This window comes from Pantoea phyllosphaerae (genome assembly GCF_051025595.1).
In the GTDB taxonomy this organism is placed as follows: domain Bacteria; phylum Pseudomonadota; class Gammaproteobacteria; order Enterobacterales; family Enterobacteriaceae; genus Pantoea.
Genome location: NZ_JBPFDE010000008.1, coordinates 144,822 through 171,379, shown reverse-complemented (window position 1 = coordinate 171,379; position 26,558 = coordinate 144,822). Strand labels below are relative to the sequence as shown.

The following is a 26,558-nucleotide window of genomic DNA, read 5'->3' as shown; positions in this document are numbered from 1 at the left end:
ACGGTGTCCTTATTGTTCCGTGCTGCGCTGACGACGTTCGGCGATAAACATCACCAGGAAAATCGCGCCCACCAGGTCGAAAAAGCCCATGGCGACGAACAGCGGATTAAAACCAATGGTGTCGGCGGTGACGCCGATAATCAGAGAGAAGATAAAGCTGGCGATCCAGGCGCAGGATCCGCGCATGCCGTTAACCGTGGCCATCTGGCGACGATCAAAACGCTCCACTACCAGCGCGCTGAGCATGCAGGAGATCACCTGATGACCGAAGCCGCCGATCGAGATCAGAGCGATCGCCAGATAGGGATCTTTTACCAGGGTCATTAGCGCCAGCGAGATCATCAGCACAGCGCCGGTGATCGAGCTGGCGACGATAGAGTTAACGCGCGTCAGGCCGAACCACTTCACATAGATTTTGGTCAGGTAGCCGCTGGCGACGCTGCCGAGATCGGCGGCGAGAAACGGCAGCCAGGCGAACATCACAATCTGCTTAAGATCCATGCCGCGCTCGTTAGCCAGATAGAGCGGCACCCAGAAGCTCAGTACCGCCCAGGCGGGCTCGGCGAGAAACGCCGGAATGGCGATGCCGTAAAACTTCTTCTCTTTGCCGATGGTTTTCAGCGCCTGAAAGAACGGCAGCTTTTCACCCACGGCTTCGTTGTCCTGCGTAATCCAGGCGCGCTCTTCGTCAGAAAGGCGGGCATGCTTTTCTGGCGACTGGTAGCCCCACCACCAGAGGCTGACCCACAGCAGCCCCAGGCCGCCGGTGAGCAGAAACGCCCCCTGCCAGCCGAAGCTAATATGCGCCACATAGATGATCGGCGGCGCCAGCATCGCGCCGACCGAAAAGCCGACGCCCGCCCAGCCTGCGGCGACCGGACGCTCTTTTTTCGGGAACCAGTCGCCGATCGCCTTGGCGTTGGCGGGCGTCGCCGCCGCCTCCGATGCCCCCATTACAAAGCGCAGCAGCGCCAGATGCAGCCAGCTTCCCGCGCCGGCGTGCAGCAGACAGGTCACCGACCAGATAAGCGCGCAGATCAGGAAGCCCATCTTCAGGCCAATGACGTCGATCAGCCAGCCGCAGAGCGGCTGGAACAGGGTATAGGCGAGCTGAAACGCCGCCACCACCCAGGAGTAGTGCTCGGTACTCATATTGAGGCTGGTTTTCAGCTCCGGTGCCAGAATGCCGAGCGAGTTGCGCGTCACGTAGTTTACCGTCACGCCCAGCAGAAAGAGTCCCAGCATCCACCAGCGGAGATTTTTTACGGCGCGCAGCGTTCGCGCGGCGCCGATTGGCTTAGTCGTTGATTCAACGCTCATTTGTCAGCTCCTGTGCAGGCTTTTAACGGCCGGTTTGATCCTTCACACCGCCCTTCGGCGTACTGCGTGAACCTGTCTGGCACCTTAAAAAAGCGCGAAACATCGGTATAGCCTCTTTTTTGCAACTCTTTTCATGGCAAACTTTTTAGCGCGTTTAAAGCGGCTTCTCTGCCTTATCTGACGCGATTCAGCACGCAATGAAAATTTTTTCATCAGCAGATTTGAGGACGATCACAAAATGAAACAAAGGCTGAAAATCAGCGAAATTGCGGCGCTGAGCGGCGTCTCGATCAGCACCGTATCGCGCGTGCTGGCCGGCAAAGCCAATACCCGCGCCAGCACGCGCGATAAAGTGCTGGCGGTGGCGCAGCAGCAGGGCGTGCTGGATAACCTGCACAGCGGCCGCCTGCTGCTGAATAACTTGATGGTGTTCGCGCCGCCGCGCGCGTTCGACGTGCGCAGCGATATCTTTTACTACAAGGTGATCCAGGGCATTGCGCAGGCGATCGCCCCGCACGAGGTGCGTTTGCGCTACTGCGCGCTGGAGGAGAATGAGAGCGACACGTCGCTGTTTCTGGAGAAGATGCAGCAAACCGACGCCGCGCTGCTGGTTGGGATCGATGACGATCATATCCACCAGCTCGCGGCGGAGATCGCTAAGCCCTGTGTGTTGATCAACGCGAGGGATCGCCGCATGCGGCTCTCTTCGGTCTCACCGCATCATCAGCTGATTGGCGAAAGCGCCGCCCGCTATCTGTTTGAGCAGGGGCACCGCCAGATTTTGTCGCTGCACTGCCTGCGCCGCTACACCATGGAGCAGCGTCTGCAGGGCGTGCGCGACGCCTGGCACGCAATGAATCTGCGCTTCGACAGCCGCCAGCATCTGCTGACGCTCACCAGCTTTAGCCGGATCGAGGCGGCGGAGAGACTGAGCGAATACCTGAAGCACTGCCCCCGCACCCAGCGCCCTACCGCGATCCTGGCCAGCGGCGACTATATCGCCGCTGGCGCGGTGGAGGCGCTGCAGCAGGCCGGGCTGCGCGTGCCGCAGGATGTGTCGGTGATGAGCATGGACGGCTTCAATCTCGCCGCCATTCACGATATTCCGCTCACCTCCGTGCAGGTGCCGCGCGACGAGCTGGGCGCAGAGGCGGTGCGCATGGTGCAGAGCATGCGCCTGAACGCGCAGACGCTGCCCGGCACTCTGCTGCTGCACGGCAAGCTGGTGGTGCGCGAGTCGGTGCGCCGCATCCGCGACAACCTCAGCCACGCGCCGGTGCAGCAGCACGGCCTCTACGATTAGCTCGGATCGGAGAGCGCCTTCAGCCGCAGCTCCGACGGCTGCGGACGGCCAAAGTAGTAGCCCTGGAACAGGGTGCAGCCCTCTTCGCGCAGCTTCGCGAACTGCTCGCTGCTCTCCACCCCTTCGGCGGTGATCTGAATATCCAGGCTGCGGCTCATGCCGGTAATGGCGCGGATAATCGCCAGCGCCTCGCGGCTGTCGCCCATATCGCTGATAAAGGATTTGTCGATTTTGATCTTGTCGAAGGGAAAAGAGCGCAGATAGCTGAGCGACGAGTAGCCGGTGCCGAAGTCGTCCAGCGCGATCTGCACGCCGAGTTTCTTCAGGCTCTCCAGCGTGCGGATATTGCCGAGCGAGTCGTCGAGCAGCACCGACTCGGTGATCTCCACCTCCAGCCGGCTCGGCTCCAGCCCGGAGTCGCGCAGCGCAGCCTCCACCACCGAGACCAGCGAGCTGTTTTTAAACTGCAGCGGCGACAGGTTGACCGACACCGACTGCTTGCCTTCCCAGGTGGTCGCCTCGCGACAGGCTTCGAACAGCGCATAGGCGCCAAGCATATGGATCAGCCCGCTCTCTTCCGCGATGGGAATAAAGTCGTTCGGCATAATCAGCCCTTTCACCGGATGGTGCCAGCGCATCAGCGCCTCGTAGCCGATAATCGACTGCACCGCTTCGCCGTCGGTAATCGGCTGGTAATAGAGCTTGAGCTGCTTGCTGCCGATCGCCTCGCGCAGATCGTTCTCGATTGCACGGCGGCTGCGCGCCACGTTGTCCATTTCCAGCGTAAAGTGCTCGTAACGGTTGCGCCCGTTGCGTTTGGCCTCATAGAGCGCCATATCGGCGCAGCGCAGCATCTGCTCCGGCGTGTTGGTGAGGGTCGCGCTCAGGGCGATGCCGACGCTGAGGCCGACGCTCAGGTTATGGCCTTCGATATTGACCGGCGGCCGTATCGCCTCAATCAGCCGCTGGGCGACCAGCGCCGCCTCTTCCTCGCTGCCGACAGCGGGCAGCACGATGGCGAACTCGTCGCCGCCGATGCGCGCCAGCGTGTCGCAGTCGCGCAGCGCGGCGCGCAGGCGTTTAGCCACCGCACGCAGCAGTTCGTCGCCGATCTGGTGGCCAAGCGCGTCGTTAACGTTCTTAAAGTTGTCGAGATCCAGGCAGAGCGTGGCGGTGTATCGGCCGTTCTGAGGATCGCCGCGCAGCGCCTCGCTCAGCCGCTGACGAAACAGAATACGGTTCGGCAGGCTGGTGAGGTTGTCGTGATGCGCCATATGGTGGATGCGCGCGTCGGCGGCGCGCTTGTCGGTCACATCCTCGACGAGCAGCATAATGTAGTTCTGGCGCGCGTCCTGACCGCGAATGATGGTGGCGCGGGTGTTCAGGATGCGTTCGCCGCTGGCGGTAAGCAGCTGCTGTTCGCGCTGGTGGACGCCTTCGCTGCGCAGCGCGATATCCGCCAGGCTGTTGAAGTAGTCGCTGAGTTCGGCCGACATGCATTCATGCGGCTTTCTGTTGACCAGTAGCGCCTTCGAGATGCCGAACAGCTTTTCCGACCGGTCGTTAACCAGCAGGATTTCGCGCGTAATGGCATCTTCCACCACCACGCAGGAGGGAATATTGGCAATGATATTGTCGAGGAATTTCGACAGCGCCGACATTTTCGCGCTCTGCGCTTCGGCCAGATCTTTGGCGCGCAGCAGCTTCTGCTCCTGCTCACGGCGTTCGGTAATGTCGCGGGTGATTTTGGCGAAGCCGATCAGCCGTCCTTCGTCGTTATGGATGGCGTCAATCACCACGTGCGCCCAGAAGGCGCTGCCGTCTTTGCGGTAGCGCCAGCCTTCATCTTCGAAGCGGCCGTTTGCCAGCGCAATCGCCAGGTTAGCGTCCGGCGCGCCCAGCAGGCGCTCCTGCGCGCTGTAAAATAGGGAGAAATGCTCTCCGACAATCTCTTCGGCAAGGTAGCCTTTGGCGCGCTGCGCCCCGGCGTTCCAGTTCACCACGCAGCCCTGCAGATCCAGCATATAGATAGCATAGTCGGTCACGCCTTCTACCAGCAGGCGGAAGCGCTGCTCCTGCTCGCGCTGCGCGCGCAGCATTGCCTGCTGTTCGGTGCAGTCGCGCGTAATTTTGGCATAGCCGATCAGCTTGCCACCGTCGTCGCGCACTGCGTCAATAATGACGTGCGCCCAGAAGGCGCTGCCGTCTTTGCGGTAGCGCCAGCCCTCGTCTTCGAAACGGCCGGTGCGATACGCCGTTTGCAGGTTTTTTTCCGGGATATGCGCCTGTCGATCCCGGGCGCTGTAGAAGCGGGAGAAGTGCTGGCCGACGATCTCTTCCGCCACATAGCCTTTGGCGCGCTGCGCGCCAGCGTTCCAGTTCACCACCAGCCCATCGTGATCCAGCATATAGATGGCGTAGTCGGTGACGCCTTCCACCAGCAGGCGGAAGCGCGCTTCCTGCTCGCGCTCTTTACGCTGCTGCGCCTGCTGCTCGGTGCAGTCGCGCGTAATCTTGGCGAAGCCGATCAGCTCGCCGTGCGGGTCGCGAATGGCGTCGATAACCACATGGGCCCAGAATGCGCTGCCATCTTTGCGGTAGCGCCAGCCTTCGGTTTCAAAGCTGCCCGTGCGGGCGGCGGTCTCCAGACCGCGCTGCGGCACGCCCTTTTCGCGGTCGCTTTCGCTGTAAAACAGCGAAAAATGCTTACCTACAATCTCATCCGGCGTGTAGCCTTTCGCCCGCTGCGCGCCCGCGTTCCAGTTAGCGACCGTGCCGTCTGGTTTCAGCATATAGATGGCGTAATCGATCACGCTCTGTACCAGTAACCGATACATAACATCAGCATTTTTATCCATTGTTATTAGCCTGTTGCTGCGCTGTCTGAAATTGCCCCAAAAATTTAAGAATGGTCTTAATGACGACTCGACTACATCGGAATCCACCTGCTTTGACAAGAATAAATGCGCGGAATACGAAAGTTAGTAGGTGAGTTATCGGCAGAGGCGAGAAAATGTTCAACTGTAAATGCGCTTATGGTAATGCAGGAAATTTGGCGGTGAAGGATAAGCAGTTAAAAATCAAAATGCACGCAAAGCCCGACACTAAAGCCGGGCTTAATGGCGTCGGACAGCGCGCTACGGCGGTGCGGCGTCAGGTGCCGACCTGCGACGCCTGTTTTAGCCTGACGCCTGCTGCGTCGCTTGCTGATGCACCGCGATATAGCGCTCGTAGCGCGACGCTTTTAGCCGCGTCAGATCCACCAGCACCAGCCCGTCGATGCAGTGATTGAAGTCGGGATCGCAGCCGAAATCGATAAACTGCACGCCGCCGGGCTCGCACAGCTCGGAATATTGCTTATAGAGCGTCGGGATGGCGCAGCCAAGGTTGCTCAGCAGCAGCTTGAGCCTGCGCAGATCCGCCTGGTAATCGTCGCCGCTAAACTGCGCCAGCACGTCCGGCAGCGAAGCGGGATAAGGCTGGCGCGACGTCGCCAGCGGCAGCCCGGTGGGAAAATAGAGGCGGTAGAAGGCCACCAGCAGATCGCGCGCCGCCAGCGGCATGCCGCCGGAGATAGAGACCGGGCCGAACAGGTAGCGCGTCTGCGGATAACGCGCTAAATAGGCGCCGATGCCGAGCCAAAGGTAGTCGAGCCCGCGCTTGCCCCAATAGGCGGGCTGAATAAAGCTGCGGCCCAGCTCGATGCTCTGCTGCAAAATCGGCATCATGCGCGCGTCGTAGTGGAACAGGCTGTGGCTGTAAAAGCCTTCCAGTCCGCGCCTGGCGAGCTGCTCGTCGCCGGGAATAAAGCGATAGGCGCCGACAATCTCCAGCTGCGCATCGTCCCACAGGATCAGGTGGTAATAGTCATCGTCGTAGTTATCCAGGTCGCGGCGGCCGCCGCTGCCCTCGCCTACCGCGCGAAAAGCGATCTCCCGCAATCTTCCCAGCTCGCGCAGCAGTGGCACCCAGGTCGCCCCGTTACGCCGCCACAGGTAGATCTGCTTGCCGTCGCCGGTGGTGCCGAGATGCTCGCTCTCGCGCAGCGCCCGCTTCAGCTCACCGCGATCTTCGGCGCGCGCAATCGCTTTTTCCGTCTGGAACAGGCCGGGACGCTGCTGGCCGATGCGATAGAGGTGTTTGCGCAGCCGCTTCGCCAGCGCTCTGCCCGGCGTATGGCCATCATGCCAGTGGGCGAAAGGGATCTGCGCGCCGATATGCAGCTTGATGCGCGAGCCGCGCTGGCGGAACATCTCGCGCACCAGCATCAGCAGCGCCAGCGGCTGGGCGATTTTAGCCGCCGCGTAGAACAGGCTGCTGTTGCGCCCGTCGACGAAAACCGGCACCAGCGGCGCACGGGCGCGCGCCGCCAGGCGCAGAAAGGTGTGATGCCAGCGGCCATCGCGCACGCCGCGGCTGCTGAGGCGCGAGACTTCGCCCGCCGGGAAAATAATCAGCACCCCATCGTTGCTAAGGTGCTGCTGCATACGCTGGAGCTGGTCGCGGCTGGTGCGGTTGCCCATGTTGTCCACCGGCAGCATCAGCGTACTGAGCGGTTCCAGCATCATCAGCATGCGGTTGGCGACGATTTTCACATCGCGCCGCACCTGCGCCACCGCCGACAGCAGCGCCAGTCCGTCGAGCGCGCCCAGCGGATGGTTGGCGATGATTACCACCGGCCCACGTGACGGGATCTGCTCCAGATCGCGCTCGCTCAGCTCGCAGCGCACATCGAGGTGCTCCAGTATCTGCTCGACCATATCGAGCCCTTTCAGATGCGGATAGCGCGCGGCGAAGCGCTGAAATTCCTCCTCATGCAGCGCCCAGCGCAGCACCCGACGCTGCCAGCCTGCGGGCTGAGCCTGCGGCCAGAAGCGTTCGACAACCTGATCGACAGAGAACATAACGCGCCTTATTTTCGACGATGATGACGCCAAAAATAAGGTGGGATGTTTTCAAATTTATGACGCGGTGCAGGTCAGAAATGGTCGGCGATCGGCGTCCAGATCTCGGTCAGCGCGCCTGCTGTGCCGGTAAAGGGATCGCGCGTCGGCAGCGGCACCTGCTTAACCTGCTCTTCCGCCGCCTGCAGTTTTGCCGGCTCATCGCGGTTGGTCTCCGGCGCAAAGCCTTCCGGGTAGGCGCCGACCACCATAAAGTCCTCGCTGGCATAGACCTGCTTATGGCCGACGCCCGCCGGGATCAGCACCGCATCGCCCGCACGCAGGGTCACCATACGGCCGGTATCGCCGCCAAACAGGATTTCCGCCCAGCCCTGCGCCACGCCCAGCAGCTCATGCGTATTAGGGTGGTAGTGGGTATAGGGAAAAATGTCGTAACGCCATGAGGGCGGCCAGCCGTTGCGCGCAAAAGTTTGCTCGAACCAGCCGGCGAGATCGGGTTCCTCCTCCTCCTCCGGTAATTCATCCAGCGCCACGCGCGGCCAGATAATAAGGGGCAGAGGATTGTTGGGCACGCCGCCCGACGGGCTGGCGAGCATCAGATGCTGCGGATTATTTGACGAGCCAGCGGCAAAGGTGCCCGCCGCGAAGGACATCAGCAACAACAGACTGGAAGAAGAGGCAGTCATACAGGTTCTCCGGGTAGCTTTCCACTCATTGTGGCAAACCTGCGGGCTGTTGCAATGTGCGCTCGCCAGCAGATCCGCTATAAAAGCATGATTTTGCTAACCAAACACAAATAACAAAGCAACAATCCTGTTACTTTGTGCGGTCAGCTTATCCCGGCAGCGCCGCGCTGAGCGCCGGCGACGACAAAACCCCTTTTTCCTGTTCCGGTTCTAAGGCGAAATTGGGCAGCTGTTCGACCTTTTCCGGCGGAACAGGCTTGCCCAGCAGATATCCCTGCAGGGTATGGCAGCCCAGGCCGGTTAAAAAAGCCTGCTGCTCGGCGGTCTCTACTCCTTCCGCTACCACTTTGAGATCCAGCGACTGCGCCAGCGCGACGATGGCGGAAACGATGGTGGCATCTTCGCTCTGATGCTGCAGCTCGTTGATGAACGCGCGGTCAATCTTGAGCTCGTTGGCGGGCAGGCGCTTAAGATAGAGCAGGCTTGAATAGCCGGTTCCAAAATCATCAATTGAGGCTTTGACACCCAGCCGCGTCAGCTCGGTCAGGATGCGCACGCTTTCGTCCGGATTGCGCATCGCGGTGGTTTCCGTCACCTCCAGCGTCAGCAGCTCGGGCGGAATGGTGTGCGCCGCCAGCGCCTCGGTCACCGTCTCCACCAGATTGCTCTGCTCAAACTGCAGCGCCGACAGATTGACCGCCACCGACCAGTGAGTATGCCCCTGCTGGCGCCATTCATGCAGCTGGCGACAGGCTTCATTGATCACCCAACAGCCGATAGTGAGGATCATACCGGTCTTCTCCGCCAGCGGCAGGAAGATGTCGGGCGTCAGCAGGCCGCGCGTCGGATGCTGCCAGCGCAGCAGCGCTTCAAAGCCGATAATCGGGCCGCGCGGCGCGCAATATTTCGGCTGGTAAAACAGCCGCAGCTCCTGATTTTCCAGGGCGTGCCACAGGTCGTTATTCAGCTGAAGCTGGCTCTGCGCCAGGGTATTCATCGAGGGCTGGAAGAAGTGATGCCCGTTGCGGCCGTTGTTCTTGGTGTGGTACATGGCGGCGTCGGCGTTAAACATCAGCTCGCGCTCGTTATTGCCGTCGCCGGGGTAGACGGCGATGCCGATGCTCAGCGACACCATCAGCTCGTAGCGGGAGATCTCGAACGGACGCTCGATAGCCTTTACCAGCGAGTCCGCCACCGTCGCGGCGTCGTTGGGATCGTTGATCTCAATCAGCAGCACAAACTCATCGCCGCCCATGCGCGCCAGGGTGTAGTAGCCCTTCATCTGCTCGCTCATGCGCTCGCTAACGGCGATCAGCAGGTTGTCGCCGACGTGGTGGCCAAAGGCGTCGTTGACCGCCTTGAAGCCGTCGAGATCCATAAACATCAGCGCAAACTGAGTGCGTTCGCGATTGGCTTTATTGATCGCCTGCTCCAGGCGATCTTCCAGCAGAATGCGGTTCGGCAGGCGCGTCAGGTTGTCGTGCAGCGCCAGCTGCGCCAGTTCGCGGTTCGCCTCCGCCAGCGAGCGCGCCAGAATGGCGGTGCGCGCCTGCATGCGCGCGTCGAGCATCGACACCAGCAGCGTAATGCCGAGGATCGCCAGCGTCACTACCGTCACCAGAATCGCCAGCCAGTTGCTGTTGACGCCCATCGTGCTGGCGTGACTGTGCGCCGGAAAGCTGGCCGCCGCCATGCCGGTATAGTGCATGCCCGCGATGGCGCAGCCCATCACTACCGAGGCGCCGACGCGCAGCAGCGTGGTGCGGCCGGTGGTGCCGTCGCGCAGGTTGAACGCCAGCCACAGCGCCGCGCCCGACGCTACCAGCGCAATCACCACCGAGAGCGCAATCCAGCTCCAGTTCCAGCTAATGCCGGGCGAAAACATCAGCGCCGCCATGCCGGTGTAGTGCATCGCCACCACGCCGCTGCCCAGCACCAGCGCGCCGCCCAGCAGTTTTTTCAGCGGCAGCTCCCCCTGACAGACCAGCCAGAGCGCGAAAACAGACGCGATAACGGCAATCGCCATTGAGACGCCGGTGAGCGACGCGTCGTAGCTCATCACCATCTCCATGGTCATCGACAGCATACCGATAAAGTGCATCGCCCAGATGCCGACGCCCATGGCAAAACCGCCGCCGAACAGCCATATCAGCGCGACTTTTCCTGTCGAGGTGGCGACGCGGCCCGCCATATCCAGCGCGGTAAAGGACGCCAGCATCGCGACGAGAATGGAAACGATGACGGTAAACGAATCGTATGAGGTCACTAACATAGTGAAGTCCCGTTAAAGCGCAAAATTGCAGCCATAGTGTTGTAATGAAAAAGTCACAAGGATGAATTATTCGCTCAGGTTATCGGCAAAAGGCGGAGGGGAATTAGCCTGCCACCATAAAAGCTTCCGATGCCTGCAAGCGTTAAAATCAATCGTCAGACGGTGGCGAAGTCGGCGATGCGATCGGCGGGCGTGGGTTTGCCCAGCAGGTAGCCCTGCAAAGCGTCAAAGCCGAGGCGGGTCAGCAGCGTCTGCTGCTCTTCGGTTTCAACCCCTTCCGCCACCATCTGCAGGTTCAGCGTTTGCGCCAGCGCCAGCATCGCGCTCACCACGGTGGCGTCCTGGCTGTCGGCGCGCAGGCTGTTGATAAAGCTGCGATCGATTTTTAGCTCGCTGGCGTCAAGGTGCTTCAGGTGCAGCAGATTGGCGTAGCCGATGCCGAAATTATCGATCGCCACTCTGACCTCGATTTTTTGCAGTTCGCTGATGCGCTGCTGGCTAAACTGCGGATCGCGCATCGCGATGCTTTCGGTAATCTCCAGCGTCAGCGAATAGCCCGGCAGCTGATGGCGCAGCAGCGCCTGACGCACCGTCTCCAGCAGATCGCGCTGGTGAAACTGCAGGGCAGAAAGGTTAACGGAGACCGTCCAGTGCGGATGGCCGTTGCTGTGCCACTGCTTGAGCTGGCGGCAGGCTTCGTTAATGACCCAGTTGCCCAGCGCGACAATCTGCCCGGTCTTCTCGGCCCGCGGCAGAAAAACATCGGGCATCAGCAGGCCGCGCGTCGGGTGCTGCCAGCGCAGCAGCGCTTCAAAGCCGATCAGTTCGCTGCTGCTGGAGCGGAACTTCGGCTGGTAGAACAGCAGCATCTCCTGACGCTCCAGCGCCTGCCACAGGTCGTTGGCCAGCGCCAGCTGATGCTGCGCGCTGGCGCTCATCGCCGGTTCGTACAGGCAGTAGCCGTTACGCCCGCTCTGCTTGATGTGGTACATCGCCGAATCGGCGTTGAACATCAGCTCCTGCTTGCTGAGGCCGTGCTGCGGGTAGAGCGCGACGCCCACGCTGAGCGAGACGCGCAGCAGGTAGCGATCCAGCTCAAAGGGCTCGTCTATGGTGTTGACCAGCCGCTGCGCCAGCGCCGCCGCCTGACGGCCCTCATTGCCCTGCGCCAGCAGCACAAACTCATCACCGCCGAGGCGCACCAGCAGCGTACTGTCGTCGCTGAGCTGGCGGTGCAGCCGGTCGGCGACCACGATCAGCAGGCGATCGCCGACGAAGTGGCCCCAGGTGTCATTGACCGCCTTGAAGCCGTCGAGATCCATATACATCAGGGTAAAGCCCGCCGTATCGCGCGTTGTCTGACTGAGCGCAGCGTCCAGCCGCTGCTCCAGCATCACGCGATTGGGCAGCGCGGTGAGATTGTCGTGCATCGCCAGCTGATGCAGCTCCTGATTCGCCTGATTAAGGCGCTGCGCCAGACGCGAGGCGCGCAGCTGGGCGTCCAGCATTGAGGCGAGCAGCGTAAAACCGAGGATTGAGAGGGTGCCGAGCGCGACCCACACCGCCAGCCCCTGGCCGCTAACGCCCTGCGCCATCGGCATGCTGTGGCGGTCGAACTGCGCCGCCGCCATGCCGGTGTAGTGCATGCCAGCGACGGCGATGCCCATCACCAGCGCACCGAGCGCGCGCCTCATCAGCAGATATTTTTCGCCCTGGCGCAGACAAAACGCCAGCCAGAGCGCGGCGGCGGAGGCGAGGTAAGCGATAACGACAGAGAGCGCCACCAGCGAAAAGCGCCAGTGCGGCGCGGGCGAAATCAGCAGCGCATGCATGCCGGTATAGTGCATCGCCACGATGCCGCTGCCGAGCATGGCGCTGCCCGCCAGCCAGCGTCGCCGGCTAAAATGCCCGTGTCGGATCTGCGCGAACGCCAGCATACAGGCAACGCAGGCTGCCAGCAGCGACAGCACCGTCAGGCGCATGTCGTAGCGCGTTGGCATCATCATCGCCAGCATGCCGATAAAGTGCATCGCCCAGATGCCGATGCCCATCGCCATGCCGCCAGCCAGCAGCCATAGACGCGCCATCCAGCCGTGCGACACCGCGACGCGCCCTGCCGTGTCCAGCGCAGTAAACGCGGCGATAAAAGCGACCATCAGCGAAACGCTGACCAGGACGCTATCCCAGGTGACCAACAGCATGTGCAACTCCCCACAGTCCACCTGTGGGCAGGCACTGTGTCGTAATCAACAAATATTTTAAAAAACAGTCGGATAAAAAGGTGGTCAGCCGTGCAGTTTGTTATTTTCAGGATCGTTCAGCGCGGTTCCGACGCTAGCGGGGCGTGATTGAGACTTTTCCTGGCATAGTAACTGAAAGGGTAACTGGGCCTGATTAATGTATGAACATATCACTGTTGATGAGGCGGCGGTAGAGGGCAAAACACCCGGAGCTTTGCTTTTTTTTCTTTAACCCAACATATTGGTATTGCAGGTTTATCAGCCTGAAACATCCATTGATTAAGGAAAAATTTTGCTATTACTTCCCCGACGCTTGCGCGCCGCTCTATATTAAGTAAAATTTATAAAAATCCCTTAGCCAAAACTAAGATTATTCTCATAATAAGATGCCCTTTCCGGTTTAGTCGGTGCGGCAGTCACCAGATTTTATTGGTTTTCATCATTAATCACCGGGCGAAAAAGCACTGACTCTGACTAATCGGTAAGGATTAATTATGAAACTCAAGCTTTTTCTGTTTGCCGCTGCAGGCCTGACCTCGGCACTCCCTGCTGTAACCTTTGCGGCGACAACCACAGGGACAATCAACGCTACCCTGACGCTGACCACCGGCTGCCTGGTGAACGGCCAGTCCGCCACGACCGGCGTCAACTTCGGTACCCTGAACTTCGGCAGCAGCGCGGCGACTTTCGATACCCTCAACGCCACGCTGGTCGGTGCCTCGGGTAACGGCATCTACGTGCGCTGCACCACCGGTCAGACCTACAACGTGCAGGTGACCAGCAGCAACGCGGCACCGGCAACGGTGTTCGGCACGGTTTCCGGCCAGCCGCGCTACCTGATCCTCGGCTCCAACAACACGCAAGGGATCGCCTATACCCTCTACAGCGACGCCGCCTTTACCACCGCTATCGCCAATAACACCAATATCGCCGCCAGCGGCACCACCGATGAAACGCTGGGCACCAACTACGCGATTTACGGCCGCGTCGTGGGCGGCGGATTTAACCCGCTGATTCCGGCTGGCACCTATACCGACACCATTAACGTTGCCGTGAATTACTGATCGCGCGGTCAGGAGGATTTGGGTGGCTGCGCCGCGCACTACGCGCGGGCTGATCTGCGCGCTGCCCCTGCTGACAGGAAGTCTTAGCGCCTGGAGCCTGCCCACCAGCACGTTTCAAGTCTCGGCTTCCATTGTGGCGGGTTGCGTCGTCTCCGGGACCAATACCGGCGTCTTTGGCACGCTTAATTTCGGCTCGCAGTCGGGGGTCGCCAGCAACAGCGTCAGCACCAGTTTTGTGCAGAGCAGCACCATTACGCTTGCCTGTACCCCTGGCACGCCGCTGAGCATGAGCATCAGCGGCGGCAGCAACTACACCACGACGCGTAACCTGAAGCACACCAGCAATACCAATACCGTGCCCTACACCCTCTATACCAACGCCAGCCTTACCACCGCGATCCCGGTGAACAGCGCCGTCGCGCTGAGCTACAGCAATGCCAATAACATTACGTTGCCGATTTACGGCCTGCTGAAACTGCCCGGTCCGACGCGTGCCGGCGTCTACACCGACACGCTGACCGTGACGCTGAGCTGGTAGCCGCATGCTTAAAGGAGAAAGTTGATGATGCGCGCCCTGTTGTTCTTTGTTTTCCTGCTGACGGCCAGCGCCCAGGCGGCGAACTCGCTGATGATCTGGCCAATCGATCCCGCCATCAATCCGGAGGAGAAAGCGAGCGAGCTGTGGCTGGAAAATCGCGGTAGCGTCACCACGCTGATGCAGGTGCGTATCTTCAGCTGGCAGCAGGTTGGCGGCAAAGAGCAGTACGCCACGCAGCAGAGCGTCGTTGCCAGCCCGCCGCTGGTGCGCATTGAGCCGGGCAAAAAACAGCTGGTGCGCCTGATTAAGCAGACACCGCCCGCCGCGGGCCAGGAGCGGGCGTACCGCGTGGTGCTCGATGAGATCCCGACGCCGCGCACGCCGGGCGAAAACCAGGCGGGCCTGAATTTTCAGATGCGCTACTCGGTCCCGCTGTTCGTCTACGGCGACGGGCTGACGCGCGACGGGGCGAAGCCGGATCTGAGCTGGCAGCAGGTGAGCGAAGGCGGCCGGTCCTGGCTGCTGATTGCCAATCGCGGCAGCGGCCATGCGCGTCTCAGCAACGTTACCGTTGGCGGGCGCAAGCTGGGCGACGGCCTGTTCGGCTACGTGCTGGCGCACAGCGAAAATCGCTGGCCGCTGAAAAATGCGGTCAGCGGCCAGCTGACGGCAGAGACCAACGCCGGCGCGTGGCGCAGCGCGCCCGGCCGCTAAATGCCGCGCGCTCTTTCCCCCTGCGCGCTGGCGGTGGCCAGCGTCTGCGCCTCTCTGACGCCAGTCACCGCGCTGGCGGAGACCTTTTCGTCGCTGCCGCCGCCGCCGTCGCTGGAGAGCAGCGGTGAGAGTCAGCGCTATATGCTGGAGCTGGTGATCAACCAGCGCGAAAGCGGCGCTATCGTGCCGGTAGATCGGCGCGACGGCCGCCTGCTGGTGCGCGCCGGCGATCTGCAGCGCCTCGGCATTCCCGTGGAGAAATTGCCCGATCCGCAGCAGGTCGACGTCAGCCAGTGGCCCGGAGTAAAAGCGGATTACGACGATCGGCGGCAGCGGCTGCTGCTGACGGTGCCGCCCGCCTGGCTCCCCGGCCAGGTGATCGGCGAGGCGCAGAACGGGCCGCGCTATCCTGGCCGCGCCACCACCGGCGCGCTGTTCAATTACGATCTCTACGCCACGCGTACCACCCGCGCGGGCACCCGACTGTCTGCCTGGAACGAGCTGCGCCTCTTTGGTGCCGCCGGCCAGTTTTCCAGCAACGGCGTCTGGCAGCAGCAGATAGAGGGCCCTGCCCCCGCGCAGGAGGATGGCTATATCCGCTACGATACCTGGTGGAGCAGCGAGGATGAGAACAACGTCATCAGCTGGCGCGTCGGCGATCTCACCACCGACGCGCTGAGCTGGAGCAACAGCGTGCGCCTCGGCGGGATACAGGTCGGCCGCGATTTTAGCGTGCGGCCCGATCTGGTGACCTATCCGCTGCCCGCCTTCTCCGGCCAGGCGGCGGTGCCCTCCACCGTCGATCTCTTTATCAACGGCTACCGATCCAGCCAGGCGAACGTGCAGCCGGGTCCCTGGTCGCTGACCAACGTGCCTTTCGTCAACGGGGCAGGCGATGCGGTGATCACCACCACCGACGCGGTGGGACGTCAGATCACCACGACGCTGCCGTTTTACGTCTCCAGCACGCTGCTGAAAGCGGGCCTGAGCGACTACTCTTTTTCCGCTGGGGCGTTTCGCAACAACTACGGCATTCGCAATGCCGATTACGGCGAGGCGGCGGCGAGCGGGTCGCTGCGCTACGGAGCCACCGACTGGCTGACGCTGGAAACCCACGCCGAAGGCAGCGACAGTCTGGCGATGGGCGGCGCGGGCGCGATGTTTCGCGTCGGCAGCTTCGGCGTGCTAAACGGCGCGGCGGCGCAAAGCCAGATGAGCGGCGCGGGCGGCACCCAGTACAGCTGGGGCTACCAGTACAACAACAGCTGGTTCAGCGTCGGCACGCAGCATATTCTGCGCAGCCGCGATTTCGGCAATCTCGCGCTGCTCAGCAGCCGCACCGGCAACAGCGACACCAGCAATACCACCTATAGCCTGGCGCGCCGCAGCGCCCAGTACAACGCCAGCCTGTCGCTGAGCCAGTTCGGCAGCCTCGGCGCCGCTTATATCGATATCAGCGGCGGCGACGGCCTGCACACCCGGCTGCTCAATCTCTCCTGGAGCAAAACCCTGTGGGGCAGCTCGAGCCTCTACGTCTCCGCCAGCCGCGACCAGCAGCAGGGCGCATGGAGCGGCGCGATTTCGCTGGTGATCCCGTTTGGCGAGCACGGCAGCGCCTCGGTGAGCATGGAGCGCGACCAGCAGGGCGAGAATAATCAGCGGCTCTACCTCTCGCGCTCAATGCCGAGCGACGGCGGCTTCGCCTGGGACGCCTCCTGGGCCAACCAGGGCGGCAACAGCGGCGACTATCGCCAGGGCAGCCTGCGCTGGCGTAATAACAAAATCGACACCTCGGCGGGCTTCTACGGCGACGACGACTACAACACCCAGTGGGCGGATCTCACCGGTTCCCTGGTGCTGATGGACAGCCAGACCTTCGCCGCCAACGCCATCAACGACGCCTTCGTGGTGGTGAAAACCAGCTATCCCGACGTCAACGTGCGCTATGAAAACCAGTCGATGGGGCGCACCGACCGCAACGGCTATCTGCTGGTGCCCTCGATCAGCAGCTACTATCCGGCGAAGTACGATATCGACACGCTCGATCTGCCCGCCGATATGACAACGTCCAGCGTCGAGCAGCGTTTCGCGGTGAAACGCCAGAGCGGCTATCTGCTGCATTTTCCGGTGGAGAAGCTGCGCGCCGCCAGCGTCATCCTGCAGGATGCCGACGGCCAGCCGCTGCCGGTCTCCAGCCAGGTGATGCGCGAGGGCCAGGCGACCACCTATGTTGGCTGGGACGGCATCGCCTGGCTGGAAAACCTGCGCGCCAGCAACCCGATGCGCGTCGCTACGCCGGACGGGCGGACCTGCAACGCCGAGCTGACCATCGCCAGCGGCCAGCCGCAGGCGCTGAAAACCTATGGGCCCATTATCTGTCCGCTGCCGCCGCGTCCAGCGGGCGCGCCGACGCCCGGTACCGATAACTCTACCTCAGGGATTACGCCATGAAAAAAATCCTGCTGCTGCTGGCGCTGATGGCGCTTTTCCCGGCGCTGTCGCGCGCCGCCTGCGCCCTGCCCGCCTCTACCGCCAGCTTTGGTTCGGTGTCGACTTTCGTGGTCAACAGCACGCTGCAGCCGACGTCAACCAACGCTAACGTCAACTGCGGCTCCGGCTCCGCGCTCTCGCTGCTGGGCAATAACCAGATCACCTTTCAGCTCACCGGTGCCACCAACGTCAGCGGCACGCGCGGCACGCTCAAGCGCAGCGGCGATACCGGCAGCGATAATATTCCGGTGCGGCTCTGCATCGATAGCGCCTGCGCCACCGAGCTGACCATCGGCGCTGCCCCCTACGTCATCAGCCAGTCGGTGCTGGTCAATCTCGCCGGCCTGCTAGGCAGCCTTAACTTCGCCATTCCGGTCTACCTGCGCAGCGTGCCGGGCCAGACGGTGGCCGCCGGCACCTATACCTCTACGCTTAACCTGGCGGTGACCTATAACATCTGCACCAGCGTCGGCGTCGGTAATCTTTGCCTGTCGCCGCAGACCGGCAGCGGCGTGATCCCCATTAGCGTCACCATGGTGGTTACCAACGACTGCACCACCATTACCTCCCCCAATGTCAGCTTCGGCAGCGCGCCGCTGGTCGGCAGCTTCTCTGCCGTGTCGCAGACGATTAACGTGGTGTGCAGCAAAGGGAGCACCTACACGGTGGGATTAAGCAACGGCAGCTACGTTAGCGGCACGCAGCGTCAGATGGCGAGCGGCGCGAACCGCCTGAGCTATGAGATTTACAAGGGAACCAGCAGCAACCGCTGGGGGCCGAGCGGCACCGAGCGCTACAGCAGCGCCAGCTCCACCAGCGTCAGCGCGGACGGGCTGACGCGCGGCTACAGCTATACGGCGCGCATCCTCACCACGCAAAACACGCCGCCCGCAGGGAACTACACGGACAGCGTGGTGGTGGACCTGTCGTTTTAGATAGCGGCGCCAGCGGTCGCGCCGCTGTGGCGCGCGCGGTACTGCCTGACCATGCGGCCAATCAGCAGCGTGCCGATCAGGCCGCAAACGGCGGCGAAGGTGAGCCAGACGCCGGGCATCGCTTTGTCGCCGGTGGCGTGGATCAGGTAGCTGGAGATGGCGGGCGTAAAGCCGCCGAATAAGGCGGTCGCCAGGCTGTAGGCGAGTGAAAAGCCGGAGGCGCGCACTTCGGCGGGCATGATTTCCGCCAGATAGACCACCATCGCGCCGTTATAGCTGGCGTAGAGGAACGAGAGCCAGAGCTCCGCCTCCATCAGATGGGCGAAGGTTGGCGTTCCCACCAGCCAGTGCAGCACCGGCCAGGTAGTAACAATCATCAGCAGCGTAAAGGTAATCAGCAGCGGGCGGCGGCCGATACGATCTGACAGCGCGCCCATTAGCGGCAGCCAGATCAGGTTGGAGAGGCCGACGCACAGCGTCACCAGAAAGCTCTCTTTATCGCTCATCATCAGTACGGTTTTGCCGAAGGTGGGCGTAAAGGCGGTGATCATGTAGAACATCACGGTAGTGGTGACCACCATCAGCATGCCTGCCAGCACCAGCGCCCAGCTGTTCGCCAGCGAACGCATAATCTGCCGCATGGTCGGATGCTGTTTGCGCTGGCTGAAGGCTTCGGTCTCCCCCAGCATGCGGCGCACCCAGAACAGAAAGGGCACGATCATACAGCCCACGACAAAGGGTATACGCCAGCCCCACTCCGTCACCGCCTCTTTCGCCAGCAGATGGTTAAGCAGCAGACCGAGCAGCGCGGCGAAGATTACCGCAATTTGCTGGCTGCCCGACTGCCAGCTAACGAAAAAGCCTTTGCGCCCTTTTGGCGCCACCTCGGCCAGATAGACGGAGACGCCGCCCAGTTCGACGCCGGCGGAGAAGCCCTGCAGCAGGCGGCCAAGCAGGATTAGAATCGGCGCGGCGGCGCCCAGCGTGGCGTAGCCCGGCACCAGCGCGATAGTGAGCGTGCCGATCGCCATCAGCCCTAACGTCAGCAGCAGCCCCTTGCGGCGGCCATGGTGGTCGATATAGGCGCCCAGCACGATCGCCCCTAACGGCCGCATCAGGAATCCGGCGCCGAAGGTCATCAGGGTCAGCATTAGCGAGGCGAATGGATCGTCGCCAGGGAAGAAGGTTTTCGCAATGGCGGTGGCATAGTAGCCAAACACCATAAAGTCATACATTTCAAGGAAGTTACCGCTGGTAACGTTGAAGATAGTTCGGGCGCTGCCCTGAGGCTTTTGTAAAGACGGAGTGTGACTCATAGTGGCTTCCTGCGTTTTTTCTCCGTTTTAGCCTGAGCGAGGCGCGAATAATGTGATTAAGCTCACCATTGCACTTTACAATTATGAAACCAAGAGTAACAAATAGTTAACCTTGCAATTATGCAGCAGGATTCACCTATGACAGCTATGCGGCACGCCGCCCCTGTGCGGGACTGGCTGCTGCAGACGCCGGAGTAATTCGCAGATGGCGTTCGTCTACGCATATGACACCTTATCTGAAATACCGGCAAACAGCGCCGAGGCGATCTACCGTCGGGCCTCTGCCTCCGCATCTGATAGCCGCTTCACGTGCATCGATGACAGTTTTCACTTTGTGATGCTTGATAAGCCAGAACGGTTCGCCAGCACAGTTAAGACATTTTAAAAGAGTAAAGGATAATCAGGGCGCAAGCACCGCTACTGGCGCTAAGGGGGGGTGGCACGCAGGCCGATATCCGTTATGAGCGAGGAGCGGACTTGGTCAATGTTAAGGCTTTTTTTTTCGTAATAGAAAATCGGCGACAGCCGTCATAATGCCTATCAACGGCATCGTGCCAGCACCTGCTAAAAAGTTACGCTGGTCTATACGATTATCTGTACGAATGTGAGAAAGACGCGTGAGTGCGCCTTTTTTCGTAGTTGCACTAACCTCTTCAAATTGCTTTTTATAACCCTGATTAATTAAATTAACAGACTGATTTTCTTCATAATTCTCTAACGCAACTATCTGTTTACCTTTTTGATAGAAATGGTAGTCAGGCATCTGGTCGCCCTTACAATGAAAGTTGATGAGGTGCTTAAGCTCTCAGGTTTAGCTATCTACACAGAAACCCGTTTTCTCTACGCAGGTCAACACAAAATTTTTATTCGTAATGTCCGCTTCTGGCACAAAGCAGACACCAGCTCTAAAACGCAGCCATACGCGTACAGTCTCTTCTTTAACGGTAAGGGGCTGAAGCCAGAGAGCAAAGCCTCCCGCGACAGGACAAAAACGTGGTAGACGCGACAACCTGGCGTGCTGGCATCTAAGCGATAAACAACGCCCGCCCAGAAAACAAAAAGGGCAGCCCGCAGGCTGCCCTTTTTCCACTCGCGCAAATTTACTTCGCGGCGGTTTCCATCCCCATCAGGCCGATCTTGAGATAACCTGCGCCGCGCAGCTTATCCATCGCGCTCATCAGGGTCTCATAATCGACAGACTTATCAGCCTGGAAGAATATCGTGGTCTCTTTGTTGCCGTCGGTCTGGCTGTTCAGCACCGCCACCAGCGTCTCCGGCGTCACCTGCTCATTGCCAATATAAAACTGCTTATCCGCTTTAATCGACAGGTAGACCGGTTTTTCCGGCCGCGGCTGCGGCGCGCTGGTCGAGGCGGGCAGATTAACGCGAACATCCACGGTCGCCAGCGGCGCGGCCACCATAAAGATGATCAGCAAAACCAGCATCACGTCGATAAACGGCGTGACGTTGATTTCATGAATCTCGCCATCGGTTTCCAGGTCGTCGTTTAATCGCATCGCCATAAACTTAACCTACGCGTAATTTCTGAGCGGCCGGGCGCGCTTCAGCGCTTTTCGCGTTAAGGTTGCCCAGGTCGATATCGCGGCTCTGCAGCAGCAGAATCTGCGCGGCCACGTCGCCCAGCGACGCTTTGTAGCCCGCGATCATGCGCGCGAAAACGTTATAGATCACCACCGCAGGAATCGCCGCCACCAGGCCGATAGCGGTAGCCAGCAGCGCTTCAGCGATGCCGGGCGCGACAACCGCCAGATTGGTGGTCTGCGTCTGCGCGATACCGATAAAGCTATTCATAATGCCCCAGACGGTCCCGAACAGGCCGATAAACGGGGCGACAGAGCCGATAGTGGCGAGGAAGCCGTTGCCGCGACCCGCGTGGCGGCTAAAGGCGGCGACGCGGCGCTCGAGGCGGAAGCTGGTGCGGTCTTTAATGCCGTCGGTATCTTCGACGCCCGCGGAAAGCGCTATCTCGTTTTGCGCATCATTCAGCAACGCCGCGCTGTGGCTGTGGCTCTTGAACTGCGCAGCGGCGCGGGCGGCGTCGCTCAGGCTGCGGGCTTCGCCCAGCGCCTGCTGCTCGCTTTTCAGTCGACGTTTCGCCGCGCTAAGCTCGGCAAACTTTCCGAAAAAAATCGCCCAGGTCACGACCGACGCCAGCAACAGGCCGATCATTACCACTTTTACCACGATGTCGGCATGTTGATACATGCCCCAAACAGAGAGATCCGTTTGCATTAAGTCACTGGCTACCACGCTGCGTCTCCAACTTCATATGCAGGAATAATGGATAAGCGCGAATAATAGCAAAAATAAGGCGAATTGATAGTAGTTCTCATTACTATTTACAAACAGCACGCTGCCCTCATCGGGCTGTTGCTAACCTTTTATGACACTTTTCAGCGCTATTTCAGAAATGTGATTTCCCGTATAAATTTATTAAAACATCGTTTCAAAATGTGAGCTTGTTCATTCAATCAGCATTGCCGCATTTTCAGCCAGCACAATTTGCCTATTCTGGCAGCACGCGGGCCATTTCCTCTGCTGCCTGTAACCTGTGCCCTCCTCTATCAGCCTGGAGAAAAAAATAATGAGAGTGAATAAATGGATCCTTGCCGTTTCCGTCTCTGCTGCGCTCGGCCTGAACGCCGCTCCGGCATTAGCGAAGGTGTTAAAAGTGGCGGAGGTCCAGCCCGCTGGCTATCCCACCGTCGTAGCACTACAGCATATGGGCGACAAGCTGAAACAGGCGACTAACGGGCGGCTGGAGATGAAAGTCTACGCAGGCGGCGTGCTGGGCGACGAAGATCAGACGCTGCAGCAGGTGCAGCTCGGCGCCATCGACATGATCCGCGTCTCGCTGGCGCCGGTCACCACCATCGCGCCGGAAACCAGCGTGCTGACGCTGCCCTACATCTTCCGCGACGTCGACCATATGCACAAGGTGCTGGACGGCGAGGTCGGCAAGCAAATAGTCGATAAATTCGACGCCGACGCCAACGCGCGCATGGTCTTTCTTGGCTGGACCGACGCGGGCGAACGCAACATGATCACCAAAAAGCCGCTCAGCAAGCCGGAAGATCTTAAAGGGATGAAAATTCGCGTGCAGAACAGCGCCATCTCGCTGGCGACGCTGAAAGCAATGGGCGCGAACCCGGTGGCGATGGGCGTCAGTGAAGTCTTCAGCGCCATGCAGACCGGCGTGGTGGACGGCACCGAAAACAACCCGCCGACATTCGTCGCCCACAACTATCTGCCGGTCGCGAAGTACTACACCCTGACCGGCCACTTTATCCAGCCGGAGATGATCCTCTTCTCAAAAACCTCGTGGGCGCGCCTGACGCCGGAAGACCAGGCGCTGCTGAAAAAGCTCGGCAAAGAGGCGCAGGATGAAGAACGCCAGCTGTGGGCGACTTACACCGAGCAGTCCATTGAGAAGATGAAAGCAGGCGGCGTGACCTTTCAGCAGACTGACAGGGACTATTTCATGAAGGCGACGCAGCCGGTGCGCGATCAGTTTGGCGGCAAATATCAGGATCTGATGACGCAAATCGCCGACGTTAAATAACCCTCCCCCGCCGCGCCTTCCGCGCGGCGTTATTCAGGTAACGCATATGAACCGATACTCTCGTCTGATGGATGGGCTCTATCTGCTGTGCATGGGCATTGCCGCCGTCGCGCTGCTGATTATGGTGACGGTAATCCCCATCGGCATTTTCGCTCGCTATGTGCTCAACGGCGCGCTGGCCTGGCCCGAGCCGGTCGCCATCGTCTGCATGATTATTTTCACCTTTATCGGCGCGCCGGTCGGTTATCGCGCCGGTACCCATATCTGCGTCTCGATGGTGACCGATCGCCTGTCGCCCGCCGTGCAGCGGCTGATGCTGCGCCTGTGCGATCTGCTGATGGTGGTGACCTGTTTGATCATCTTCCAGGCGAGCTACAACCTGTGCGTGGCGATGTGGATCCAGCCGCTCGCCTCGCTGCCCTCGGTGACCTACGGCGAGATGTATTTGCCAATCCCGATCGGCGCGCTGTTTACCCTGTTGTTTGTGATTGAGCGGCTGCTGAACGGCGACCAAAGCCAGCGGCCAGTGGTGGTTTTAGGCGGCACTCATTAAGGAGCGACCATGGACGCATTGATGTTGATCGGCAGCCTGGTTGTGCTGCTGCTGTTGGGCTTTCCCGTCGCCTTCGCCGTGGGCCTCAGCGCCTTTATCGGCGCATGGTGGATCGATCTGCCGCTGGAAGCGGTGGTTATTCAAATTACGAACGGCGTCAATAAGTTCTCGCTGCTTACCATCCCCTTCTTTATCCTGGCCGGGGCGATTATGGCGGAAGGCGGCATCGCGCGGCGGCTGGTGAACTTCGCCTATATCTTTGTCGGCTTTATTCGCGGCGGGTTGTCGCTGGTGAATATTGTCGCCTCTACCTTTTTCGGCGCGATTTCCGGCTCGTCGGTGGCGGATACCGCGTCGATTGGCTCGGTGATGATCCCGCAAATGGAGCAGAAAGGCTATCCGCGCGACTTCGCGGCGGCGGTCACCGCCAGCGGATCGGTGCAGGCGGTGCTGACGCCGCCCAGCCATAACTCGGTGATCTACTCGCTGGCAACCGGCGGCGTGGTGACGATCTCCTCGCTGTTCGTCGCTGGCATCTTTCCCGGCCTGCTGCTGGGGCTTTGCCTGATGGTGATGTGCCTTGCCTTCGCGCGCAAGCGCGGCTATCCCAAGGGCGAGCGCATTCCGTTTCGCCAGGCGGTGAAGATCTTCTTCGACGCCTTCTGGGGTCTCTTCACCATCGTGATTATCCTGGGCGGTATTCTCTCCGGTATTTTTACCGCGTCGGAATCGGCGGCGATCGCCTGCCTCTGGGCCTTCTTCGTCACCATGTTTATCTATCGCGACTTCAAGTGGAGCCAGCTGCATATCCTGCTGTTCCGCACCATTAAGACGGTGACTATCGTGATGGTGCTGATCGCCTTCGCGGCGGGCTTCGGCGCGGTCATGACTTTTATGCAGCTGCCGACCCTTATCACCGACGCCTTTACCAGCCTGTCCGATAACAAGTACGTCATCCTGATGTGCATTAACGTCTTGCTGCTGGTGATCGGCACGCTGATGGATATGGCGCCGATTATCCTGATCCTGACGCCGGTGCTGCTGCCGGTGGCGACTACGCTCGGCATCGATCCGGTGCACTTCGGCATGATCATGATGACCAACCTCGGCATCGGGCTGATCACCCCGCCGGTCGGCACGGTGCTGTTTGTCGCCAGCGCGGTGAGCAAACAGAAAATCGAGCAGGTGGTCGGCGCGATGCTGCCTTTTTACGGCATTCTGTTTTTGGTGCTGATGCTGATTACTTACGTCCCGGCGATTTCGCTGTGGCTACCGCGTCTGATGGGGGTGATGTAACCGGCTGAAAGGCGGCGCGCGGCGCCGCCTGTTCCCCCTCGGGCAGGTTCTGAATATCAGGATTTGGGGTCAACCCTGACCGGCAATTCGTGGTAACGTGAAGGCTTTGTAGCAGGCCGCAGGGCAAACACGAATGACGACCAAAAAAATCGATACTACCTTAGTCAGCGCCGGGCGCAGCAAACGTTACACGCAGGGCGCGGTCAACAGCGTGATTCAGCGCGCCTCGTCGCTGGTGTTCGATAGCGTCGCCGATAAAAAGCGCGCTACGGCGGGACGCGCCGCCGGCGAACTCTTCTATGGCCGCCGCGGCACCCTGACCCACTTTTCGCTGCAGGATGCGATGACCGAGCTGGAGGGCGGCGCGGGCTGCGTGCTCTATCCCTGCGGCGCGGCGGCGGTCGCCAACGCCATTCTGTCGTTTGTCGACGCGGGCGACCATGTGCTGATGTGCGGCGCCGTCTACGAGCCGACGCAGGACTTCTGCACCAAAATCCTCAGCAAGCTCGGCGTCGCCACCACCTTTTACGATCACACCATCGGCAGCGAAATCGGCGCGCTGGTGCGCCCGGAAACCCGCGTGGTGTTTCTTGAGTCTCCAGCCTCTATCACTATGGAGGTGCAGGACATCCCGGCCATCGTCGCAGCGGTGCGCGCAAAGGCGCCGGACGCGGTGATCATGATGGATAACACCTGGGCGGCGGGCTTTTTCTTTAACGCGCTGGCGCACGGCGTCGATATTTCGATTCAGGCGGGCACCAAGTACCTGATTGGCCACAGCGACGCGATGATCGGCACCGCAGTGGCGAACGCGCGCTGCTGGGAGCAGCTGCGTGAGAACTCCTATCTGATGGGCCAGACGGTAGACGCCGACAGCGCCTATATGGCGAGCCGCGGCCTGCGCACCCTCGCCACGCGCCTGCGCCAGCATGAGGCGAGCGCGCTGCAGGTGGCGGAGTGGCTGGCGACGCGGCCGGAAGTGGCGCGCGTCAACCATCCGGCGCTGGCGCAGAGCAAAGGCCACGCCTTCTGGAAACGCGACTTCAGCGGCAGCAGCGGCCTGTTCTCTTTCGTGCTGCATGAAAAACTGAGCGGCGAAAAACTGGCGCATTACCTCGATCGCTTCCACCATTTCAGCATGGCCTACTCGTGGGGCGGCTACGAGTCGCTGATTCTGGCGAATCAGCCGGAAGAGCTGGCGGCAATCAGACCAGCGGGCGGCGTCGATTTTGACGGCACGCTGGTGCGCCTGCATATTGGTCTGGAGCATGTCGACGACCTGATTGACGATTTAACGGCAGGTTTCGCCCGCCTGACGCAGTAGTAACTTAAACAGAACCTCAA

Annotated in this window: 20 protein-coding genes; 10 read left to right on the top strand and 10 right to left on the bottom strand. The window is 60.7% G+C overall.

The features are described 5' to 3' along the window. Positions 1–9 precede the first annotated feature (9 nt). Positions 10–1,320, bottom strand: coding sequence for an MFS transporter (locus ACR6A7_RS12855; RefSeq protein ID WP_434125240.1), 1,311 nt, complete (start codon positions 1,318–1,320; stop codon positions 10–12). A gap of 238 nt (positions 1,321–1,558) precedes the next feature. Here ACR6A7_RS12855 and ACR6A7_RS12850 point away from each other — a divergent pair, with 238 nt between their 5' ends. Next, on the top strand, positions 1,559–2,623 hold the full coding sequence (locus ACR6A7_RS12850) for a LacI family DNA-binding transcriptional regulator (RefSeq protein WP_434125239.1): 1,065 nt from the start codon (positions 1,559–1,561) through the stop codon (positions 2,621–2,623). On the opposite strand, the gene ACR6A7_RS12845 is transcribed toward ACR6A7_RS12850, so the two are convergent. From ACR6A7_RS12845 to ACR6A7_RS12825, 5 genes are all read right to left on the bottom strand, one after another. Beyond that, positions 2,620–5,481 carry an EAL domain-containing protein gene (locus ACR6A7_RS12845; protein WP_434125238.1) on the bottom strand — a complete coding sequence of 954 codons (2,862 nt, stop codon included), beginning with the start codon at positions 5,479–5,481 and terminating at the stop codon, positions 2,620–2,622. The two genes, ACR6A7_RS12850 and ACR6A7_RS12845, sit on opposite strands and share 4 nt — an antisense overlap. Positions 5,482–5,802: 321 nt before the next feature. Next, entirely contained in the window at positions 5,803–7,527 is a 1,725-nt protein-coding gene (olsF, locus tag ACR6A7_RS12840; RefSeq protein ID WP_434125237.1) for a bifunctional ornithine lipid synthase OlsF, read from the bottom strand. 74 nt (positions 7,528–7,601) lie between these two features. Beyond that, positions 7,602–8,213 carry a cupin domain-containing protein gene (locus ACR6A7_RS12835; RefSeq protein WP_434125236.1) on the bottom strand — a complete coding sequence of 204 codons (612 nt, stop codon included), beginning with the start codon at positions 8,211–8,213 and terminating at the stop codon, positions 7,602–7,604. 148 nt (positions 8,214–8,361) lie between these two features. Then, entirely contained in the window at positions 8,362–10,485 is a 2,124-nt protein-coding gene (locus ACR6A7_RS12830) for a putative bifunctional diguanylate cyclase/phosphodiesterase (protein WP_434125235.1), read from the bottom strand. 155 nt (positions 10,486–10,640) lie between these two features. Next, positions 10,641–12,686, bottom strand: coding sequence for a putative bifunctional diguanylate cyclase/phosphodiesterase (locus tag ACR6A7_RS12825; RefSeq protein ID WP_434125233.1), 2,046 nt, complete (start codon positions 12,684–12,686; stop codon positions 10,641–10,643). Positions 12,687–13,219: 533 nt separating this feature from the next. On the opposite strand from ACR6A7_RS12825, the gene ACR6A7_RS12820 reads away from it, so the two are divergent. From ACR6A7_RS12820 to ACR6A7_RS12800, 5 genes are read left to right on the top strand one after another with little or no spacing between them, the layout of a single operon-like run. Continuing rightward, positions 13,220–13,789, top strand: a complete 570-nt coding sequence (locus ACR6A7_RS12820) for a spore coat protein U domain-containing protein (protein WP_434125231.1) — start codon at positions 13,220–13,222, stop codon at positions 13,787–13,789. Between the two features lie 49 nt (positions 13,790–13,838). Next, positions 13,839–14,327, top strand: coding sequence for a Csu type fimbrial protein (locus ACR6A7_RS12815; protein ID WP_434125302.1), 489 nt, complete (start codon positions 13,839–13,841; stop codon positions 14,325–14,327). 24 nt (positions 14,328–14,351) lie between these two features. Next, a complete protein-coding gene (locus tag ACR6A7_RS12810; RefSeq protein ID WP_434125229.1) occupies positions 14,352–15,041 on the top strand; it encodes a fimbrial biogenesis chaperone in 690 nt (229 codons plus the stop codon). Continuing rightward, entirely contained in the window at positions 15,042–17,492 is a 2,451-nt protein-coding gene (locus ACR6A7_RS12805) for a fimbria/pilus outer membrane usher protein (protein WP_434125227.1), read from the top strand. Further along, complete coding sequence (locus ACR6A7_RS12800; RefSeq protein ID WP_434125225.1) at positions 17,489–18,466, top strand: Csu type fimbrial protein; 978 nt, start codon at positions 17,489–17,491, stop codon at positions 18,464–18,466. The genes ACR6A7_RS12805 and ACR6A7_RS12800 overlap by 4 nt, the downstream gene beginning before the upstream one ends. On the opposite strand, the gene ACR6A7_RS12795 is transcribed toward ACR6A7_RS12800, so the two are convergent. The 4 genes from ACR6A7_RS12795 to exbB all read right to left on the bottom strand — a co-directional run bounded on the left by ACR6A7_RS12795 (position 18,463) and on the right by exbB (position 22,035). Beyond that, positions 18,463–19,782, bottom strand: a complete 1,320-nt coding sequence (locus ACR6A7_RS12795) for an MFS transporter (RefSeq protein WP_434125224.1) — start codon at positions 19,780–19,782, stop codon at positions 18,463–18,465. The two genes, ACR6A7_RS12800 and ACR6A7_RS12795, sit on opposite strands and share 4 nt — an antisense overlap. Before the next feature lie 487 nt (positions 19,783–20,269). Beyond that, entirely contained in the window at positions 20,270–20,545 is a 276-nt protein-coding gene (locus ACR6A7_RS12790) for a hypothetical protein (protein ID WP_434125222.1), read from the bottom strand. Between the two features lie 337 nt (positions 20,546–20,882). Next, positions 20,883–21,305: a TonB system transport protein ExbD gene (gene exbD, locus ACR6A7_RS12785; RefSeq protein WP_434125221.1), complete on the bottom strand. Its 423-nt coding sequence runs from the start codon at positions 21,303–21,305 to the stop codon at positions 20,883–20,885. Positions 21,306–21,309: 4 nt separating this feature from the next. Then, positions 21,310–22,035, bottom strand: a complete 726-nt coding sequence (gene exbB / locus ACR6A7_RS12780) for a tol-pal system-associated acyl-CoA thioesterase (RefSeq protein ID WP_434125219.1) — start codon at positions 22,033–22,035, stop codon at positions 21,310–21,312. A 352-nt stretch (positions 22,036–22,387) separates the two neighbouring features. On the opposite strand from exbB, the gene ACR6A7_RS12775 reads away from it, so the two are divergent. The 4 genes from ACR6A7_RS12775 (at position 22,388) to metC (ending at position 26,538) form a co-directional block, all read left to right on the top strand. Continuing rightward, entirely contained in the window at positions 22,388–23,365 is a 978-nt protein-coding gene (locus ACR6A7_RS12775; RefSeq protein WP_434125217.1) for a TRAP transporter substrate-binding protein, read from the top strand. Positions 23,366–23,411: 46 nt separating this feature from the next. After that, entirely contained in the window at positions 23,412–23,918 is a 507-nt protein-coding gene (locus ACR6A7_RS12770; RefSeq protein ID WP_434125216.1) for a TRAP transporter small permease, read from the top strand. A gap of 9 nt (positions 23,919–23,927) precedes the next feature. Continuing rightward, positions 23,928–25,214, top strand: coding sequence for a TRAP transporter large permease (locus ACR6A7_RS12765; RefSeq protein WP_434125214.1), 1,287 nt, complete (start codon positions 23,928–23,930; stop codon positions 25,212–25,214). Between the two features lie 133 nt (positions 25,215–25,347). Next, positions 25,348–26,538 carry a cystathionine beta-lyase gene (gene metC / locus ACR6A7_RS12760; protein ID WP_434125213.1) on the top strand — a complete coding sequence of 397 codons (1,191 nt, stop codon included), beginning with the start codon at positions 25,348–25,350 and terminating at the stop codon, positions 26,536–26,538. Positions 26,539–26,558 lie beyond the last annotated feature (20 nt).